14 protein-coding genes, 4 pseudogenes and 1 other annotated feature are annotated in these 18548 nt (G+C 67.6%); of the genes and pseudogenes, 4 read left to right on the forward strand and 14 right to left on the reverse strand.

Going from position 1 to position 18548, the window contains the following annotated elements; genetic code table 11:
• Nucleotides 1-60 precede the first annotated feature (60 nt).
• Nucleotides 61-1244 (reverse strand): IS3 family transposase gene (locus DA075_RS18705; RefSeq protein ID WP_099954489.1). Its coding sequence is split into 2 segments (ribosomal slippage): nucleotides 61-980 and nucleotides 980-1244, totalling 1185 coding nucleotides; the frame shifts between segments, so codons are not numbered across the junction.
• A gap of 65 nt (nucleotides 1245-1309) precedes the next feature.
• On the opposite strand from DA075_RS18705, the gene DA075_RS18710 reads away from it, so the two are divergent.
• Nucleotides 1310-2410 carry a DUF1214 domain-containing protein gene (locus DA075_RS18710; RefSeq protein ID WP_276330938.1) on the forward strand — a complete coding sequence of 367 codons (1101 nt, stop codon included), beginning with the start codon at nucleotides 1310-1312 and terminating at the stop codon, nucleotides 2408-2410.
• A 91-nt stretch (nucleotides 2411-2501) separates the two neighbouring features.
• Nucleotides 2502-2843 (forward strand): hypothetical protein, encoded by a 342-nt coding sequence (locus tag DA075_RS18715; RefSeq protein WP_123834357.1) that lies wholly within the window; start codon nucleotides 2502-2504, stop codon nucleotides 2841-2843.
• A 274-nt stretch (nucleotides 2844-3117) separates the two neighbouring features.
• Here DA075_RS18715 and DA075_RS18720 read toward each other — a convergent pair whose 3' ends face one another.
• The 9 genes from DA075_RS18720 to DA075_RS18755 all read right to left on the reverse strand — a co-directional run bounded on the left by DA075_RS18720 (nucleotide 3118) and on the right by DA075_RS18755 (nucleotide 13619).
• Nucleotides 3118-6273, reverse strand: coding sequence for an efflux RND transporter permease subunit (locus DA075_RS18720; protein WP_099954491.1), 3156 nt, complete (start codon nucleotides 6271-6273; stop codon nucleotides 3118-3120).
• A gap of 21 nt (nucleotides 6274-6294) precedes the next feature.
• Entirely contained in the window at nucleotides 6295-7455 is a 1161-nt protein-coding gene (locus DA075_RS18725) for an efflux RND transporter periplasmic adaptor subunit (protein WP_099954492.1), read from the reverse strand.
• A gap of 157 nt (nucleotides 7456-7612) precedes the next feature.
• A complete protein-coding gene (locus DA075_RS36040; protein ID WP_123834359.1) occupies nucleotides 7613-8065 on the reverse strand; it encodes a hypothetical protein in 453 nt (150 codons plus the stop codon).
• 196 nt (nucleotides 8066-8261) lie between these two features.
• Nucleotides 8262-8558 carry a hypothetical protein gene (locus DA075_RS18730; protein WP_099954493.1) on the reverse strand — a complete coding sequence of 99 codons (297 nt, stop codon included), beginning with the start codon at nucleotides 8556-8558 and terminating at the stop codon, nucleotides 8262-8264.
• A gap of 95 nt (nucleotides 8559-8653) precedes the next feature.
• Nucleotides 8654-9985, reverse strand: a complete 1332-nt coding sequence (locus DA075_RS18735) for a sensor histidine kinase (RefSeq protein ID WP_099954494.1) — start codon at nucleotides 9983-9985, stop codon at nucleotides 8654-8656.
• On the reverse strand, nucleotides 9985-10656 hold the full coding sequence (locus DA075_RS18740; protein WP_099954495.1) for a response regulator transcription factor: 672 nt from the start codon (nucleotides 10654-10656) through the stop codon (nucleotides 9985-9987). Before DA075_RS18740 ends, DA075_RS18735 begins: the two co-directional genes overlap by 1 nt.
• A gap of 57 nt (nucleotides 10657-10713) precedes the next feature.
• Complete coding sequence (locus tag DA075_RS18745; protein WP_244936197.1) at nucleotides 10714-12507, reverse strand: ABC transporter ATP-binding protein; 1794 nt, start codon at nucleotides 12505-12507, stop codon at nucleotides 10714-10716.
• An 18-nt stretch (nucleotides 12508-12525) separates the two neighbouring features.
• Complete coding sequence (locus DA075_RS18750) at nucleotides 12526-13128, reverse strand: TetR/AcrR family transcriptional regulator (protein WP_099954497.1); 603 nt, start codon at nucleotides 13126-13128, stop codon at nucleotides 12526-12528.
• 296 nt (nucleotides 13129-13424) lie between these two features.
• Nucleotides 13425-13619, reverse strand: coding sequence for a hypothetical protein (locus DA075_RS18755; RefSeq protein WP_244936199.1), 195 nt, complete (start codon nucleotides 13617-13619; stop codon nucleotides 13425-13427).
• A gap of 407 nt (nucleotides 13620-14026) precedes the next feature.
• Between DA075_RS18755 and DA075_RS18760 the strand changes: the two are divergent.
• Nucleotides 14027-14871, forward strand: a pseudogene (locus tag DA075_RS18760) (IS630 family transposase); the annotation flags it as partial.
• Here DA075_RS18760 and DA075_RS18765 read toward each other — a convergent pair.
• From DA075_RS18765 to DA075_RS18775, 3 genes and pseudogenes are all read right to left on the reverse strand, one after another.
• Nucleotides 14860-15501: pseudogene (locus DA075_RS18765) on the reverse strand (integrase core domain-containing protein); the annotation flags it as partial. The pseudogenes DA075_RS18760 and DA075_RS18765 overlap by 12 nt on opposite strands.
• 40 nt (nucleotides 15502-15541) lie before the next feature.
• Nucleotides 15542-16770 (reverse strand): IS3 family transposase gene (locus tag DA075_RS18770; protein ID WP_099952597.1). Its coding sequence is split into 2 segments (ribosomal slippage): nucleotides 15542-16476 and nucleotides 16476-16770, totalling 1230 coding nucleotides; the frame shifts between segments, so codons are not numbered across the junction.
• Nucleotides 16373-16489: a sequence feature (AL1L pseudoknot), on the reverse strand. It overlaps the preceding gene by 117 nt.
• A gap of 40 nt (nucleotides 16771-16810) precedes the next feature.
• A pseudogene (locus DA075_RS18775) lies at nucleotides 16811-17152 on the reverse strand (helix-turn-helix domain-containing protein); the annotation flags it as partial.
• A 17-nt stretch (nucleotides 17153-17169) separates the two neighbouring features.
• Here DA075_RS18775 and DA075_RS18780 point away from each other — a divergent pair.
• On the forward strand, nucleotides 17170-17577 hold the full coding sequence (locus tag DA075_RS18780) for an FCD domain-containing protein (RefSeq protein WP_099954499.1): 408 nt from the start codon (nucleotides 17170-17172) through the stop codon (nucleotides 17575-17577).
• A 345-nt stretch (nucleotides 17578-17922) separates the two neighbouring features.
• Here the strand turns inward: DA075_RS18780 and DA075_RS18785 are convergent.
• Nucleotides 17923-18261, reverse strand: a pseudogene (locus DA075_RS18785) (hypothetical protein); the annotation flags it as partial.
• Nucleotides 18262-18548 lie beyond the last annotated feature (287 nt).

The following is an 18548-nucleotide window of genomic DNA, read 5'->3' on the forward strand; positions in this document are numbered from 1 at the left end:
CTGCGCTCCGTCAGGGGCGGCGCCAGTGATCAGCCCCCACGAGGTGGCCCGAGTGGAATGTTAGTGGACCGTGGGCCTTTCCACCACGGGTAGCTTGGCCGGCGGAGCCGGTCGGGCGAGCGCAGCCGGCCAAGCGGGCAAGGCCGGCACGAACACCTCCGGGGCCGGCGGGCGATAGCCGAGCGAGGCGTGCGGCCGAACTCCGTTGTAGTGTCTCCTCCAGCTCTCGATCAGGATCTGCGCCTCCCGCAGCGAGTAGAAGATCTCCCCGTTCAGCAACTCGTCCCGTAGCCTCGCGTTGAAGCTCTCGATGTAGCCGTTCTCCCACGGTGAGCCAGGCGTGATATAGGCCGTCTTTGCGCCCACGGCGGCGATCCACTTCTGCACAGATTGTGCGATGAACTCCGGCCCATTGTCAGAGCGAACGTGCGCAGGTACGCCACGCAGGATGAACAAGTCCGAGAGCACATCGATCACGTCCGGGGCCTTGAGCTTGCGCGCCACCCGGATGGCCAGGCACTCGCGGGTGAACTCGTCGATGACGTTCAGCAGGCGGACCTTGCGCCCGTCATGCGTGCGCGCCTCGACGAAGTCGTAGGACCAGACATGATCGCGGTGCTCGGGCCGCAGCCGGACACAGGAGCCATCCCCGTCCCACAACCGACCCTTCTTGGGCTGGCGAGCCGGCACCTTGAGCCCCTCCTGCCGCCACAGCCGCTCGACCCGCTTGTCGTTGACCAGCCAGCCCGCCGCCCGCAGCAGGGCGGCGATCTTGCGGTAGCCGTAGCGGCCGTACCGGCGCGCCAGCTCAATCAAGTCGGCGAGCAGCGCCGCCTCGTCGTCTCTCCCCCGCGGCACCTTGCGCTGCGTCGAGCGATGCTGCCCGAGCGCGCGACAGGCGCGCCGCTCGGAGACCGTCAGCACGGTCCGGACATGCTCGATGCAGGCGCGCCGGCGCGCGGGGCTCAGAAGTTTCCCCGGGCGGCCTCCTGCAGGATCAGCTTGTCGAGCGTGAGATCTGCGATCGCCTTGCGCAGCCGCTGGTTCTCGGTCTCCAGCTCCTTCATCCGGCGCACCTGGTCGGACTTCAGCCCGCCGAACTCCTTGCGCCAACGATAGTAGGTGACCTCCGTCACGCCGATCGCCCGGATCGCATCAGCCACGCTCTGCCCCTGCGAGACCAGCACGTCCACCTGCCGCAGCTTGGTCACGACCTCTTCCGGCTTGTGCTTCTTCGTTCCCATCGCGTCCGTCCTCCGTCGGCTCAGAGCCATACTTCAGGGCGGACCACTCCGCTGGGGGCTGACCAATCGACGTTCCGCCTGCGGACACGGGCTCGTTCGCGTCCAACATCGATACCGTGTGGCAAACGCCGATGGAAGATGCCGGGCCCTACGGTGCCGACAAGGGAGCCGGCGGCAAATACTTGATCCTGCCCCCCGGTCACATCGGCAAGGCCCCTGACGGATACATCGTTGTCCCGTCCGAGACGTTCGCAGGCTATGCACTGTTCCGCTCGAACCTCGCGAGCCACGGCGAGGAGGACATTGCCAAGTCAGCCGCATATGGGAAGCGTCTCAAGGTCTACCCGCTCGCGCAGGCCGCGAGCCCGCCGGAAACGAGGTTCACGGACGCGAAGGACATTCTCTACGACTCGACCATTCCCTACGACGTTCGGTTCTTCCGGTCGCTGGACCGCATCGTGCAAACCGAGCCGTGGCTGACGCGCGACATGGCGATGATCGACCAGCTCCGGTCGCTCGGGATCGAGAAGGGCAAGGCCTTCGCACCGGACGCCGCGACGACCGAGATACTGAACGCCGCCGCGACCGAGGCGCGGGACGTCGTCGACCGCATGTACGATCGGGGCTTTCCCCGGTTCTTCCCCACCTCGCGCTGGGCGGTGCCGGCCTTCCCGGTACTGGTGAAAGCGCAATCCTCCGGGTTCGTCGCAAGCGACCAGTACCCCCTCGATGCCCGCGCCCTCACGTACAGCCTCGGCTACATCGGCATCAAGCGCCTCGGCACCGCCCAGGCCTACCTCATCGCAGAGAAGGACAGAGACGGCAGGCGCTTCAACGGCGGCAAGACCTACCGCTTGCAAGTGCCACCGAACGTGCCGGTCGACCAATACTGGTCAGTGACTGTATACGACCGACAGACGCATGCGCTGGTCAAGAACATGCCCCGGGCGAGCCGCGCCTCCAACGTCTCAGAGTTGCGGAAGAACGCCGACGGTTCCATCGACGTCTACTTCAGCCCGAACGCCCCCGCCGGAAAGGACACGAACTGGGTACCGACCGACCCGCAGCGTGACTTCGAGCTTCTCTTCCGCGTCTACGCGCCAAGAAAGGAGTTCTTCGACAGGACCTGGGTGCTGCCGGACGTCGAGACGGTCGCGCTGGAATAGGCATGGCACGCCATCGCGATCACCCGGTGGGCCGTCGTGCCGGAGGGACCATCCTGAAGGACGTCGAACCATTCGAGCGAGGTTGAAGGCAATGAGCATCATGGTTGCCGCGACGCGTCCGCTTGCGACATCTCATCCTGCCCGTAAGCCTTTCGCGCGTGGGCGAGAAGCCGGCAGGAAACGGCAGCGGTTGCTCTCCGGTGCGCCGACCATCGCCGTCACGCTGTGGACCGGGACCGCCCTGGCGCGATCGCCGCCCACAGGCGACGGCAAACCCAGCATTGCCTTCATCCTGATGGACAACCTCGGCTACGGCGAGGTCGGCGCCTATGGCGGCGGGATCACCCGCGGGGCACCGACGCCTCGTATCACAATCTCCAAATATCGTAGCCGCCGCCCGCAAGTCCGCTTCTTCCTACCGAGCGGACGTTAGGACCGGTAGTCCCGAAGGCCTGCAAGGGGTCAGGTGTTCGCATCCAGCTTGTTCGGCTTGACGCCACTTCCGGACCTTCGGCGATAGCCGCTGGAATGACCGCTTTCCTGCCGCAAGCTACCACTGCAGAAAGGGTTCAAGCTGGGCGGCCGCAAGATCCTGATTGCCGGCTTGCCGGGGGAATGAAGCATGTCGCCGACCGCCATCGCGGACCGCTAGGATGAAGCGGTCGTGTAACCTCCGTCGGGCGAAGCCATGAGCGCGTGGTGCAGGGCTAGCCCGCTGGGATGCCGTGGGCAGTCGGAGCGTCGGTTTGGCCGTCGTTCGTTCTCGTTTCCTGGCGCGGCGGGAAGGCGCGCGCGATCAGGACGTAGAGGAGCGGGGTCACAAAGACGGCGAGTATCGTCGCAGTGATCATGCCGCCGAGCACGCCGGTGCCGATGGCCCGCTGGCTGTTCATGCTGGCCCCCGTCGCGACGGCGAGCGGGACCACGCCGAGGATGAACGCGAACGAGGTCATGACGATGGGCCGGAAGCGTAGTTCGCACGCCTCCAACGCCGCCTCGTGCAGGGACCGGCCCTGCGCCACGAGGTCCTTGGCCACTTCGATGATGAGGATCGCGTTCTTCGCCGTCAGGCCGATCACCGTGATCAGGCCGACCTTGAAGTAGACGTCGTTGGGCATGTCCCGCAGCAGCATGGCGAACACCGCGCCGACCACGCCGGTCGGGACCACGAGAAGCACGGCAAGCGGGATCGACCAGCTCTCGTAGAGCGCGGCGAGGCAGAGGAAGACGCAGAACAGCGCCAGCGCCAGCAGGTAGATAGCCTGGCTGCCCGAGAGCTTCTCCTGCAGCGATTGCCCGGTCCAGGCGAAGTCGAAGCCGGGCGGCAGTTGCCCGGCGAGGCGTTCCATCTCGGCCATGGCGTCGCCGCTGGCGTAGCCCGGCGCGGCGCTGCCGGAGATCTTGATGCTCGGATAGCCGTTGAAGCCCACGACCTGCGAAGGTCCCATCGCCCACGAGACGCGGGCGAAGGACTGGAACGGTACCATCTGGCCCTTGGCGTTGCGGACATGCAGGTCGAGCAGGTCCTCGGCTTTCATGCGCTTGGACGCCTCGGCCTGGACGATGACCCGCTGCATGCGCGCCTGGTTCGGGAAGTCGTTGACGTAGGACGAACCGAGGCTGGTCGAGAGGGCGTCGTTGATGTCCGCGAAGGTGACGCCCAGCGCGTTCGCCTTCTGCCGGTCGAGGACGAGCTCGATCTGCGGCGCGGTCGGCAGGCCCTCGACGTAGACGCCGGCGAGGACCGGACTCCGGCTCGCCGCCTTGAGGAGTTGGTCGCGCGCGGCCGCCAGCGCCGCATGGCCCTGCTGGCCCTTGTCCTGGAGGCGGAAGGCGAAGCCGCTGGAGTTGCCGAGCGAGTCGATGGCCGGCGGCGAGAGCGACATGGCGACGGCGTCCGCCATGCCCCCGAACGCGGCGTTGGCCCGGGCGGCGATGGCATCGGCGCCGTCGTTCGGGCCGCGCTCGCCCCAGGGCTTCAGCCCGACGAAGTTGAGCGCCGCGTTCTGGCCCTGGCCGGAAAAACCGAACCCGAGCAGCAGGGTCTGGCTATCGACACCGGGCTCGGACGCGAAATGCTCCTCGATGCGCTTGGCCACGTCGAGCGTGCGCTCGGTAGCCGATTCCGGAGGTGTTTGGGCATCGACCATGAGGTAGCCCTGATCCTCGACGGGCAGGAAGCTTCCCGGCATCCGCAAGTAGCCCCAGCCGAGCGCGGCGACGAGCAGGGCGTAGACCAGGAGCGCCCGTGTGGGCCGGCGCAGCAGACCCGCCACGCCGGAGCGATAGGCCAGCGTGCTGGACCGGAAGCGGCGGTTGAACCAGCCGAGGAAACCGCCCCTGGCGTGGCCGTGCCCGGCCTCGACGGGCTTCAGCAGGGTGGCGCAGAGGGCGGGCGTGAGCGAGAGCGCCAGGAAGGCCGAGAAGGCGATGGAGGTCGCCATGCTGACCGCGAACTGGCGGTAGATCACCCCGACCGAGCCAGGGAAGAAGGCGAGAGGCACGAACACCGCGATCAGCACCGAGGTGATGCCGACGATGGCGCCGATGATCTGGCCCATCGCCTTGGCGGTGGCATTCCGCGGCGGGAGCCCTTCATCGCTCATGATGCGCTCGACGTTCTCGACCACTACGATGGCGTCGTCGACGAGGATGCCGATGGCCAGCACCATGCCGAACATGGTCAGCACGTTGATCGAGAAGCCGGCGAGCAGCAGCGCGCCGCAGGTGCCGAGCAGGGCCACCGGCACGACGATGGTCGGGATCAGGGTGTAGCGGACGTTCTGGAGGAACAGGAACATCACCGCGAAGACGAGCGCCATCGCCTCGGCGAGCGTCGTCAGCACCTTCCTGATCGACACCTCGACGAAGGGCGTGGTGTCGTAGGGCACGCTCACGCTGACGTTGGCCGGCAGCGTGCGCTGGAGCTGGGCGAGCTTCGCCTTCACGCCGCCGGCGGCGGCGAGGGCGTTGGCGCCCGGGGCGAGCTGGATGCCGATGCCGGCGGCGGGGCGCCCGTCGAGGCGGGTCTGCATCCCGTAGGACTGGCTGCCGAGCTCGACCTCGGCGACGTCGCGCAGGCGCACCAGCGAACCGTCTGGGTTGGCGCGCAGCATGATCTCCCCGAACTCGGCGACGGTCGTCAGTTGGCCCTTCACCAGCACGTTGGCGGCGATGCGCTGGCCCTCCCGCGCCGGCTGGGCGCCGACGACGCCCGAGGCCACCTGCGCGTTCTGCGCCCCGACCGCGGCGGTGACGTCGCCCGGCGTCATGCCGAGGCCGACGAGCTTGACCGGGTCGATCCAGATGCGCAGCGCCTTCTCGGACGAGAACAGGGTGGCGCGGCCCACGCCCGGCACGCGCCTGAGTTCGCCCAGCAGACGGCGCGCGGCGAGGTCGCCGAGATCGGTCTCGCTCAGCGAGCCGTCCTTGGACGAGACGGTCACGAACTGGAGGAAGCTGGTGCTCGCCTCCTCGACGGTGACGCCCTGCTGGGTGACGGCCCGAGGCAGGCGCGCCTCGATGCGCTTGATCCGGTTCTGGACCGCGACCGTCGCCTTCGACGGGTCCGAACCCGGTGCGAACGAGGCCGTGATCTGGGCCATGCCGGAGGTGTCGCTGCTGGATTCGAAGTACATCAGCCCCGGGATGCCGTTCAGCTCCTCCTCGATGATGCGGGTGACGCCGTCGTACAGCCGTTCCGGCGGGGCGCCCGGGTACGTCGCGCTCACCTGGATCGTGACCGGCGCCACGTCCGGGTACTGCGAGACCGGCAGGTAGGCGATGGAGATCGCGCCCGCCAGCATGATGAAGATGGAGATCGCCCAGGCGAAGATCGGGCGCGCGATGAAGAAGCGGCTCATGTCGGTCAGGTCCCGGCGCGGTCAGGGCTTCGCGGACGCGGCGGCCGTCCGGGCGCCGTGCCAGGGCATCGGGTTCACCGCCATGCCGGGTTGGATGCGCTGGAAGCCCTCGACGACGACGGTCTCGCCGGCCTTGAGCCCGTCCTCCACGATCCAACCCGCATCCGTCAGCGCCCCCGCCCGTACCGGGCGCAGGGCGGCCTTCCTGTCCTCGCCGATCACGAAGATCTGGGCCGAGCCCGCGCTCGAACGCTGGATGGCCTGGGCCGGGACGACGACCGCGCCCGACAGTGAACCTTGCTCGACACGGACGCGGACAAAGGTGCCCGGCAGCAGGGCGACCGTCGGGTTCGGGAAGGTCGCCCGCATCGACACCTGTCCGGTGCCGGGATCAACGCTCACGTCGGTGAACAGCAGCCGCCCGGCATCCGCATGGAGCGAGCCGTCCGGCAGGACGAGATGCACCTTCGTCTCCTCCCGGCCCGATCCGAGCCGGCTCGGGTCGGCGGCCGGGGCGTTGAAATCGGCGAAGATCGGATCGACCTGCTGGATCAGCGCGAGCTTGGTCGCCTCGCCCTGGCTTACGAGGGCGCCCTCCGTGACCATGGCCCGGCCGATGCGGCCGGCGATGGGCGCGCGCACGGTGGCATGGTCGAGGTCGATCCAGGCGCGGGCGAGCTGCGCCTTGGCGCTCGCGACGTCGGCCTCGGCTTGGCGCAGGGCGGCGGTCGCGGTGTCCTGCTGGGCGGCGCTCGCCGCCTGTCGCTCCAACAACGTCTCGGTGCGCTCCGACTGGCGCCGCGCCTGGAGCTTGGTCGCCTCGGCGCGGGCGAGTGCGGCGGCCTTGGCGTCGACCTCGGCCCGGTAGACGGCGGGGTCGATGCGGAACAGGACATCGCCCTTCCGGACCAAGCTGCCTTCCTCGAATGTACGCTCCTGGATGATGCCGGCGACCTGGGCCCGGACCTCGGCGACCCGCGTCGAGGCGAGGCGGCCCGGCAGGTCGACGGTCTGCGGTACCCTGACGGCCTCCGCCACGGCCGTCGAGACTGCCAAGGGGCGATCATCGGAGGTAGGCGCGGCAGGGGTATCCGCAACCGGCTTGCAGGCCGTCGAGGCAAGAACGACCAGGCCGACCACGGCCAGGGCGCCCGGGCGCCAGCCGCCGCTATTCGTCACCATGAGGGATGTGCTGGTCTGCAGCCGGGCAGGAACGGCCCTCGAACGAACCGGTGCCACCGATCCACCACGGTGACCCGATGCGCCCGACGCGAAGGACGCAGGCGCATCGGTCCGAACGAGCGGGGACGGAATGGTCTTGCCCGACATCGCAGGCGCGTCACCAGCACAGGGCATGATTGATCCAGGCCGACGGCTTGCAGAAGATGGAAAGCTTGCCGGTTGGCGATGCGAGGCCGCCTCGGCAGCTTCTCGTTGTCGTCTGGTCGAAGGAGATCCCCGTCGTGCGGCCCGCCCCGCGGCAGAGGTGGTCGGTCGCCAGGCCGCAATCGGACGACGTTCCGTCGGCGCTTCTAGGACAAGGGGCTTTCGAGAGGACCAGGACCGGCCCGAACGAAGGCGTTCCGGTCGTCGATGCATCGAGCGATGCGAGCAGGGCCGACCACGAGCGCTCGAGCGCATCCAGCGGGCCACCCCTGGCCCGGCCATCCATGGATGCCGAGCCGGCGGATCCGGTCGACATCGCGGTCGCCGCGGACGGTCCGAAACCCGCCGCGGCCAGGACGAGGCATGTCATGATCGAACGGGCGCTTGGTTTGGGAAGCCGTATCATCGGTACTCCTTGGGACAGCGCATTTCGGTCGATGCGATGGAAGGCACGTTGCGCGTCTCGACCGTTGCCGGCGCCATGCGCGGCTTGGATGCCGCGCCGCCACCATCGCGTAGGCCGTCTTCCGGCGAGGGGCGGGAGCCGTCGGATCATCGCCATCCCGATGTCGGCAAAGGCAGGAACCGGGCGGCGGAAAGACTCAGTCGTGCCAGGGGTCGTACGGGTGCGGTTCCCAGAAGGGCTCCTCGTATTCCCGCATGACGAGCGGTCGATGATAGACACGCTCGCAATGCGGCGGGTCGTATTCCGGCGCGTAATCGTAGCCCTCGCCATAGACCGGCTCCGCCCGGGCGGCGGCTCCCGCGAGGGCACCCACCGCGAGGCCGCCGACGAGGCCTGCCGCGAACGCTTCCCCCCGACCGCGGGCCTGGGCGCCGGGGACCGCGGACGAGAACGCGATCAGCGAGGCCGCGAGGACGATGATGGTCTTGGACATGGTGTGGCACCTCAGGCGCGGGGAAAACCTGAGGTGACCTTAGCGGCGGAGGTTGCCGCAGCATTACGCGCCGCCATCACCATCGATGGCGGTGGTCATGCATCGGCGCCCCGGAAGGTCAGCACGACCGTCAACCCGCCGCCGGGCGTCTCCTCCATCGCGACGCGTCCGCCGTGCAGGGCCATGACCTGCGCGACGAGGGCGAGCCCGAGGCCCGTCCCGCCACTCGCCTCGCCACGAACGAACGGTCGCAGCATCTCCGCCCGGTCGCGAGCCTCGACCCCCCCGCCGTGGTCGATGACGCGAACGGTGCCGGGCGCGCGAACGTCGACCAGGATGCTCCTGTCCGCATGGGCGTGCTGAAGCGCGTTGCGGACGAGATTGCCGACGGCCATGCCCGCGGCCGTGTCCGAACCGGTGACGAGGACGGCCTCGCCCTGCGAGGAGAACGCGATGTCCACCCCGGCCGCGAGCGCCGCGGGGACATGCTCCGCGGTCGTGGCGCGAACCGTCGCCACGAGGTCGAACCTGCGCATCTCCGGACTGTTCGAGGACAGCCGCGCGATCTGGAGCAGCATCGTGACGGTGGACGACAGCGACTGGATATCCGCCACGAGCGCCCGGCGCAGGTGCGGGTCGTCCACCCGCTCCAGGCCGGTCCGGACCCGGGTCAGCGGGGTTCGGAGCTCGTGGGCCGCGTTCGACAGGAACCGGCGTTGCGTGGCCGAGGCCACGTCGATGCGCTCCAGCGCTCGATTGAAGGCGGCCACCATCGGGACGAGCTCCCGCGGGGCCTCGCCCAACGGCAGGCGAATGCCGTCGGACCCGCCGTCGATACGCTCCGCCGAGCGCGAGACCCGGCGTACGGGTCGGGCGATCAGGGCGGGGACGGTGACGAGGGCGACCAGGATGGTCGCGACGACCACGGCCAGTATGGGGATGGCCGTGTAGTTCACGTCGCGCAGGCTGGTCAGCGCGGCTTGCGTGGGGGTGTAGGCGGCGCCGCCGACCTGAATCCGTACGAATTCCCCTCCGAGCCTCGTCACCACGGTCGCGTTGGTCAGGCGCAGCGCATCGCCGCTTTCCGGGAAGTCCGACGCATCGGGAGCCGCGACGTCGCCGTCCCTGACCGATACGGGCACGGCGCCGTAATGCAACGTCCCTCCCTTGGTCGTCACGACGTACCAGAGGTCGGGGAAGGACCGCTTGATCCCATCAAGGTCGCCCGTCGACGACACGACCGGCGCCCCATCCCCGTCGCGCGAAAGAGCCCCCTTGATCGCCCTCGCCGCATCATACTGCGCGAGGAGGCCATCGTCGCCCTGGAGGGCGATGACCAGCGTCCAGGTGCACAGGATGGTGACGGCGACGACCAGGCTGAGCAGGACGGCGGCGAGCCGGGCGATGGAGGGCTGCCAGCGTGGCATCAACCGGCTTCCATCATGTAGCCCAGGCCTCGGAGCGCCTTGATCGCCACGGAGCAGTCGGCGGCCCGCAACCGCTTGCGCAGGCGCGAGATGTGGGCGTCGAGGGCATTGGACTGGATCTCGTCGTCGAAGCCGTAGGCCGCGGCTTCGAGCACCTCCCGCATGGCGACCTGCCCGGCCCGGCGGATGAGGGCTTCGAGCAACGCGAGTTCCCGGCGCGGGACCGGGACGGGGCGACCGTCGATGCTGACCGAGCGTGCGGCCGTGTCGAAAGACAGGTTGCCGGCCCTCAGCGTACCCTTCCTGTCGACCTGGAGCCGACGGATCACGGCCCTGGCGCGGGCGACGAGCTCCACCGGCTCGAACGGCTTCGGCACGTAGTCGTCGGCCCCTGCGTCGAGCGCCCGCGCGATCTCGACCGGGTCGTCGAACGCGGTCAGCATCAGCACCCCCGGCCGTGGCCTGAGCTGCGCCAGGCGCGAGATCAGGGTGATGCCGTCGCCGTCCGGCAGCCGGCGGTCCAGCACGACGAGGTCGAACGGCTGGACGCTGACGGCGGCCAGCGCCTCGTCGAGGTTGTCGACGACGTCGGCGTGCCCGAGGGCGTCCGAGAGCGTGGTCTTGAGCCACGCGCTCAGCTGCGGGTCATCCTCTACAACCAGGATGCGCAAGACGGTTGGACCTCCAGGGAACGATGGCGGCAGGACGGGGCCGGCCGAAGCGGGTCGTCAAGCCGCCTTGCGGACAAGACGGGCATAGGCGCCGCTGCGGTCCAGCAGCTCGTCGTGCGTCCCGTGCTCGACCACCGCCCCCCGGTCGAGCACGATGATCTGGTCCGCCCGGCGTACGGTCGAGAGCCGGTGCGCGATGGTGATGGTCGTGCGGGTCCTGCCGGGCCGGTCGAGGGCACGGGTCATCGCCAGCTCCGTCGCAGTGTCGAGCGCGCTCGTCGCCTCGTCGAGCAGCAGGACCTGCGGATCGCGCAGGAGGGTGCGGGCGAGGGACAGGCGCTGCTTCTCGCCGCCGGAGAAGCGGTGTCCCCGCTCGCCGACCACGGTGTCGTACCCGTCGGGCAGGGCCGCGAGCAGGTCGTGCACCTGCGCGGTCCGGGCGGCCGCGTACAAGTCATCGTCGCTGGCGTCGGGCCGGGCGAAGCGCAGGTTCTCCGCGACGCTGGCATGGAGCAGGTAGGGGTCCTGCGTGACCACCCCCAGGATGTCGGTGAGCGAATGCCGGCTCAGGTCGCGCACGTCGACGCCGTCGTAGAGCACGGCGCCGGCATCCACGTCGTAGAGGCGGGCGAGCAGGTAGCCGAGCGTGGACTTGCCCGATCCGGTGGCGCCCACGATGGCGGTGTGCGAGCCCGCCGGGATGTCGATGGTGACGCCGCGGATGGTGGCCGGTCCTGCCCGGTCGTAGGAAAACGCCACGCGCTCCAGCCGGACGTGGCCCGCGACCGTGGCAGGGTCGAGCGTGACGGGATCGGGCCGTTCGGTGATGCCCACGGGCTCGTCGAGGTACTCGAAGATGCGGGCGAACAGGGCCCGGGTCTTCCTGACCTCCACGCCGGAGCGCAGCACCTCTTCGAGCGGGAACAGGAGCTGCTCCTGCAGGGCGATCATGGCGACGAGCGTGCCGACGGTCATGGCGGTGCCCGAGGCCATCAGCCAGCCGCCGAGGAGGAGGGTCAGGGCCGGCATGGCCTGGAGAACCAGGTCGATGACCGACCATTGCCACTGGCCCGCCGTGTGGGACCGGACCTCCAGCGTCGCGACCTCGCGCGACGACCGTGCGAAAAGCTGCGTCAGATGCGCGGTCCGCCCCATGGTGCGGGCGAGGACGATGCCGGACAGGGACAGGGATTCCTGTACCGCCGACGACATCTCCGCGATCCGTCCCTGCTGCTCGTAGGTGAATTCCTCGCGCTTCCGGCCGACCCGGTCGCTGATCCAGGTCGCAAGCGGCAGGACGAGGAACGAGAGCAGGGCGAGCCGCCAATCCAGGAGCAGCATCGCGGCGGCCGTCATGACGACCGTGCTGGCGTTCCTGGTCGCCTCGCCGGCCGTGTGGGTCACCAGTGCCTGCAGGGCACCGATGTCGTTGGCGATGCGGGACTGGATGTCGCCGGCGCGGGTCGCTGTGAAGAACCGCAGCGAGAGCGACTGGAGGTGGGCGTACACCGCCACCCGGAGGTCGTGCATGATCGCCTGCCCGACCTTCGCGGTGACGAGGACCTGCAGCACGCTGATGCCGGCGCCGACCGCCGCGAGGGCGACCAGGCTGCCGGAGAGGGTGGCCAGCAACGCGATGTCGCCCTTCGGCAGGGCCTCGTCGATGATCGCCCGCAGCAGGAACGGGGCGGCGAGCCCGGCGGCCGATGCCAGGGCGATCAGGAACAGGATGAGCGCGATCCGCCCCCTGTAGGGCCGGAAAAGGCCGAGGATGCGCGCCACCGACACGTGCGCCGTGGCGAGGTCCTCGTAGGCCGTGTCGTCCGCCCCTTCCGGCGCGAACCCGTTCATTGAGCTTTGTCTCATGGGTCAGGGGTTGCCGTCGTTCGAGGTCGTTGCCCGTCCGGCCAGGGTCATGGCGACGAGGCGTTCGCGGAGCTCGCCGAGGATGGGTGCCGGGTCGCTCGGCTTCTCGCGTACGAGATAGGCGAGCCATGCGCCGTCGGCGGCGAGCCGGACCAGTTCGAGCTCCGGGCCTCCGTCGGTGTCGTGGTGGCGGCGCAGTCGCTCCGCGAACCAGTCCGAGACCAGTCGGCGCAGCCTCGGCTCGGCAAGGATGGAGATGTGAAGGGCGGCCCACTGGCCTCCCTCCGTCATCATCGGGTCGTGCAGGGTCACGTCGATGTAGGCCCGCGTGAACCGACCGTGCGGGTGGGCGTCCCTGGCCATCGCCGCCTCGATGTCGGCATCGAGCTGCGCGATGAGGTCGGAGACGACGCCCTCGACCAACACCTGCTTGCTCGCGAAATGATGGAACAGGGCGCCCTTGGTCACGCCGGCGGCCTCGCAGACCCCTTGCACGGTCACCGCGGCGAGGCCCTGCTCCAGGGCGAGCTTGGCGGCGCAGTCGAGCAGCGTGCGCCGGACGAACTCGGGCTGCTTCTTGCGTCGGTATCCTGTTTCGGTCGCCATGGTCCTGGTTCTCGCGACGTCGAAGGTACGGCTCCGGCAGGATGGGCCGTCGCCATCGCCGGTGCCGCCACGTGTCGGTTGCTCGGTGCCGACTTCGACCGCGACGGAGCGCTGCGGGTCCCTTGGCCCGCTACCGTGCACCCAGTACCGCGGTGGTCGACGTTTCCGGCTCAGCGTATCATACATACCGTACGGTATCTTTCAACCGAAGTGGCGTTCCCGGATCCGTCATCTGCTCCGCGTGAGACGCCCGGCGGGATGCATATGCTCCGGCGGGCCAGCCGTAGGCTTTCCAATCATTTGCCGAGCAGGCGTTTCCCCGACTGAATGACCTGCAGCGTCTGGGAACCCAATTCCTCCTGGCGTGCGCGTATCTCGTAGTTCATCAGGCGAGCGATGATGTCCTCGTCCCAGTAGAGATCCTCGTCCAGGACCGAGGTGACGGTCTTCGTGACCGCCTGTCGCAGCACCTTCTCGAAGATGTCGTCCATTTTCTCTGGTTCCGTATCCACTCGGCGCCTCCCGTGATGGCAGGTCGGCTCGATAGGAGTGCTAGGTTACGGCAGCATTACGGGATGTTGGACGAGTGAAATGTCCCCGACCATGAGTGGCTTCCCCGCTACGGGGCGCCCACCCCATCCGGCCTCAGACTTCCGTAAAGTCAAGACGGGAAAGGGCTCGGCCGTTCATACGTCTAACGGCAGATGGTGGCACGCCATTGTGGCCAACAGTTCTGCGAGCGCGACGTGTCCTCATCATGCAGGCGCACGAAGGCTGAGGTGGCGTCCTCAGGTTTTAGGTCACCAATGGACCTATACCTGCTAAGGTCGTGGCCACCGCTAGTGCATTGACGCATTCAGATGATTCACGTCAGGCGTGAGGCATGCGAGTCTGAGGCATGGCTCAGACTGTCTGCGTGATTCCCAGCGCCGCCGACCTGGCGCACCTGTCCGCCATCGTCGCCGATCGGGCGCAGCCCCTCAAGCACATCCAGCGCGCCCGCATCGTTCTGCTCTCGGCCGAACGCCTCTCCGTCCTCGACGTCGCCCGCCAGGCCGGCGTCAGCCGGCCAGCCGTCTGGCGCTGGCAACAGCGCTACGCCGAAGAAGGCGTCGAGGGACTGCTGCGCGACAAGACCCGTCCGCCTGGCAAGCCGCCCCACTCCACCGACACCGTCGCCGAGGTGCTGGCGCTGACCTGCTCCGAACCGCCCGGTGAGGTCACCCACTGGACCGGCCGCGCCCTGGCGCAGGCCGTCGGGATCTCCTTACGATCGGTCCAGCGCATCTGGGACGCACACCGCCTCCAGCCACATCGGGTCCGCAGCTTCAAGCGCTCGAACGATCCAGCCTTCGCCGAGAAGGTCGAGGACATCGTCGGCCTCTCCATGGATCCGCCGCGCCATGCCGTCGTGCTCTCGCTCGACGAGAAGAGCCAGATCCAGGCCCTGGAACGCACCCGTCCGAGCCGACCCGTCACGCCAGGTCGTCCCGTCACGCCAGGTCGTCCCGTCACGCCAGGTCGTCCCGTCACGCCAGGTCGTCCCGAAACCCAGACCCACGACTACGTCCGTCACGGTACCACGACGCTGTTTGCCGCGCTCGACGTGCTGGAGGGCACCGTGATCGGTCGCTGCATGCAGCGTCATCGCCACGACGAGTTCCTGCGCTTCCTCAACACTATCGAGGCCGCGGTGCCGGCCGGCAAACTGATCCACGTGATCCTGGACAACTACGCCACCCTGTATGGTCCCGGGATGTGGTGTGACGGATCGAGCCTGAAGCGTTCGGGCTCTTTCGTCCAGGCCTGCAGGACATGCTCGTAGGGCGTGAGGCCCCGCAAGGTCTTCAGCCGACGGGCATGGTTATAGGCGTCGACGAACAGCTGCAGGTGCGCCCGGAGCTGTTCGTGGGTCTCGTAGTGATAGCGCTTGACGGTGGCGTCCTTGATGGTGCGGTTCATCCGCTCGACCTGCCCATTGGTCCACGGATGGTTGGGCTTGGTCAGGCGGTGCTCGATGCCGTGCTCGTGGCAGACACGATCGAACATGTGCCGGCTGTAGAGGGCTGTCGGGCCTGAGCGGTTGCGCGGGGCATGGCAGAACTGGACGCCGTTGTCGGTGAGAACCGTATGGATCTGGTAGGGCACGAACGCGACCAGCGCACGTAAGAAGTCCGATGCGGTGTAGCGATTGGCTTCCGCCTCCAGGTTTGCAAAGGCCAGTTTTGAGTTTCGGTCGATGGCGACGAAGAGGTAGAGCTTGCCTTCTTCCGTCCTGACCTCGGCAATGTCGATGTGCATGTAGCCGATGGCGTACTCGGCAAAGCGCTTCTTCTGGGGCTTGTCGCCCTCCATCGCCGGCAGGCGGCTGATGTGAACCGCTCCGGGTTTTTCGGAGGCTTGTTGGCTTGGGTCAGGCGGCCGAGGCCTGGTCGCCGACGTGAGCATAGTAGCGCGCTTCGGCCTCGGCGGGAGGGACGTTGCCGATTGGCGCGAGGAGGCGACGGTGGTTGTACCAGTCGACCCACTCCAGGGTGGCGTACTCGACGGCCTCGAAGGAGCGCCAGGGTCCGCGTCGGTGGATGACCTCTGCCTTGAACAGGCCGTTGATCGTCTCCGCCAAGGCATTGTCGTAGCTGTCGCCGACGCTGCCGACCGACGGCTCGATGCCTGCTCCAGCCAGGCGCTCGGTATAGCGTAGAGCCAAGTATTGCGAGCCGCGGTCCGAGTGATGCACCAGCCCGCTGCCCTGACCAGGGCGACGCTCGTGCAGCGCCTGTTCCAGAGCATCCAGGACGAAGCACGCGTGAGCGCTGCGTGAGGCCCGCCAACCGACGATGCGCCGGGCGAACACATCGATGACGAAGGCCACATAGACGAAGCCCGACCACGTCGGCACGTAGGTGAAGTCGCTGACCCACAAGGCATTCGGCCGGGGAGCCTTGAAGTGGCGGTTGACGCGGTCGAGAGCGCAGGCAGCGGCCGGGTCGGGGATCGTGGTGCGTACGGTCCTGCCACGCACCACCCCCGCCAAGCCCAATCGGCGCATCAGCCGCGCCACCGTGCATCGCGCGGTCACGATCCCCTCCCGGGCCAGTTGCCGCCAGACCTTCCTCACGCCGTAGACGCAGAAGTTGGCCTCGAACACGCGCTGGATCTCGATCATCAACGCGGCGTCGCTGCGCGCACGAACCGGCTGCTTCTCGGGATCGGCACGTCGGGCCGCATGCAGGTAGTAGGTCGACGGGGCGATCGGCAGCACCCTGCAGATCGGCTCGACCCCGTAGACCTCCCGGTGATCGTCGATGAAGCTGATCATGGCCGTGACCGGCGGTCGAGCTCCGCCATGGCGAAATACGCCGACGCTTTGCGCAGGATCTCGTTGGCCTGGCGCAGCTCGCGGTTCTCTCGCTCCAGCGCCTTGATCCGCTCGCGCTCGTCCGTCGTCTGCCCGGGTCGCACGCCCTGATCCCGCTCGGACTGGCGCACCCAGTTCCTCAGCGTCTCGCCCGAGCAGCCGATCTTGGCGGCAATCGACTGGATTGCCGACCACTGCGAGCCGTGCTCGCCCTCGTGCTCGCGCACCATCCGCACGGCACGTTCACGCACCTCAGGGGAAAACGGGGCTGTTCGTTTCGTCATGGCTCCATCCTCTCAGAAGTTGGAGCCTCCGAAAAACCCGGAGCAGTTCAATGCCGTGTCGCTCCAAGCAGCGGTGCAGGCTGGAGCGGGTCAGGTGCGGGATGGTGGGCTGCAGGCCGTAGAGGCAGTCGTCCAGCGGCAGCAGGGTATGCCGCCGGAAGGCGACGATGACCGCCGCCTCCTCCGGTGTCAGAACCGTCGAGCGGGGCTCCTTCGGCCCCATGGCGGCATCGGCTGTCGTCTGCCGAACTCGCCACTTCTGCACCGTCGTCGGGCTGACGCCGTAGCGCTTGGCGGCGGCTCTCACGCTCTCTTGACGAGCTTGGATTGCCCGACGGATCGCCTCCGTCGTGCGGGCGCTGCCGTGGAGAACTTGGCCCATAGCGCATCCCTCGCTGCATGGTGGTCAAATGTACCACCACATCGCGGGATCAAACAGGCGACCTCGCCCGGGCCGGCGACTTCGCTTCCTACGCACAGGCCAATACGGCGTTCCACGGCGCGATCTATGCCGCCGCCCACAACAGGGTGCTGTTCGATTTCGCCGCAGGCCTGCGCCGCCGTCTCCAGCCCTACCGCGAGGCGCAGTTCCGCCTGAGCGGCCGCCTCGCCCGCTCGCACGCGGAGCATAGCGCGGTGGTCGCCGCGATCCTGGCGGGCCGAGCGGCTGAGGCCCATGCCGCGATGCTGCGACACGTCACGCTGGTGGAGAGTTCGGTGGAGGGGCTGCTCGCACGAGAGGGGACAGAGGAGGGCCGTGCCGTACACCCGATAGGTCCGCGACCGCGCAGCACGCGCGGTGGTTGACAAAAATTCGAAAAATCTGCCCGACTTTCTATGATGGTTTGGTGTGCTGCGATATCTTTCAGGAGCCTTTCCGCCGAGCGCAAGATATATACATTTAGGCATACAAGCATAATCAAAATATAACTACGCGTATTTATCTGACAGGGGCAAATGCAGTTCCTTGGATCATTCCGCGAAGTGAGAATTAATTGGTAATATATGATATATAAAATACAATAAATCGTATATCATCGATTATAACTATATATATAATCAGAAAAGATTTATGATATACTAATCGTGAATACCTGAAAAGGGTATACGATCAATCGTATGGTTTGATGGTGCGCCTTGCTCGAGTGGCAATCAAAATCCAAGGGGAACTGGCGTACTACCGATGCAGTCGGCATCGATCAGCCGAGCTTCGAACAGATCGAGCTTGGCACGGCCAAACATCTGTCGATTCACGAGCTTGAGATGGATGATCTGCCCGTCAAGCTGGCCGTTCGACCAAAGCTCGGTTAGCGCCGCGGGACAGCTTTTCCTGTTCTTCCGAATGCCATTCACGAAGGACATGAGAAGGCTGCGGGCGGCTGTTTCGGTCCAGGTGTCGTGGTCCTGCCGTCGCTCGCGGACCATGGCCTGGAAGCGGGACAGGGGAGAGCGAGCCTCGTCGAACGTCGGCACCGCCGCCTTGACTGCCGTGCTGCATGGGTGGGGTGTCGCCGTCGCGGAGCCGCCGAGCCGACCGGCCCGCCTCGCCCCTCGTCGGCTTCGCCTATCTCTCAAGATCCGTGCTGCATCGTGATGAAGAACTCCTTCCCCTGATCCGCGACGCGCGGCTGAAGCCGAGCGAGAGGCAGGCAGCCCTAATCCGCGAGATCGAGACCGTCCTGAAGGCCGAGGACGACGGCTCGGTATCCAACGAGGAGCTGCGGGCCCTGGAGGGCTGCCGCGCGGACGGAACGTTCGTCTTGAGCTGGCTTGCCCAC

Origin of the sequence: Methylobacterium currus (assembly GCF_003058325.1) — a bacterium.
GTDB classification, from domain to species: Bacteria; Pseudomonadota; Alphaproteobacteria; order Rhizobiales; family Beijerinckiaceae; genus Methylobacterium; species Methylobacterium currus.

What these genes read in the sequence shown, in the direction of transcription:
- DA075_RS36040 (WP_123834359.1), bottom strand. Translation starts at nt 8,065, where the DNA reads ATGATACGGCTTCCCAAACCAAGCGCCCGTTCGATCATGACATGCCTC.
- DA075_RS18720 (WP_099954491.1), bottom strand. Translation starts at nt 6,273, where the DNA reads ATGAGCCGCTTCTTCATCGCGCGCCCGATCTTCGCCTGGGCGATCTCC.
- DA075_RS18730 (WP_099954493.1), bottom strand. Translation starts at nt 8,558, where the DNA reads ATGTCCAAGACCATCATCGTCCTCGCGGCCTCGCTGATCGCGTTCTCG.
- DA075_RS18735 (WP_099954494.1), bottom strand. Translation starts at nt 9,985, where the DNA reads ATGCCACGCTGGCAGCCCTCCATCGCCCGGCTCGCCGCCGTCCTGCTC.
- DA075_RS18745 (WP_244936197.1), bottom strand. Translation starts at nt 12,507, where the DNA reads ATGAACGGGTTCGCGCCGGAAGGGGCGGACGACACGGCCTACGAGGAC.
- DA075_RS18725 (WP_099954492.1), bottom strand. Translation starts at nt 7,455, where the DNA reads ATGGTGACGAATAGCGGCGGCTGGCGCCCGGGCGCCCTGGCCGTGGTC.
- DA075_RS18780 (WP_099954499.1), top strand. Translation starts at nt 17,170, where the DNA reads ATGGTGGTCAAATGTACCACCACATCGCGGGATCAAACAGGCGACCTC.
- DA075_RS18755 (WP_244936199.1), bottom strand. Translation starts at nt 13,619, where the DNA reads ATGGACGACATCTTCGAGAAGGTGCTGCGACAGGCGGTCACGAAGACC.
- DA075_RS18715 (WP_123834357.1), top strand. Translation starts at nt 2,502, where the DNA reads ATGAGCATCATGGTTGCCGCGACGCGTCCGCTTGCGACATCTCATCCT.
- DA075_RS18750 (WP_099954497.1), bottom strand. Translation starts at nt 13,128, where the DNA reads ATGGCGACCGAAACAGGATACCGACGCAAGAAGCAGCCCGAGTTCGTC.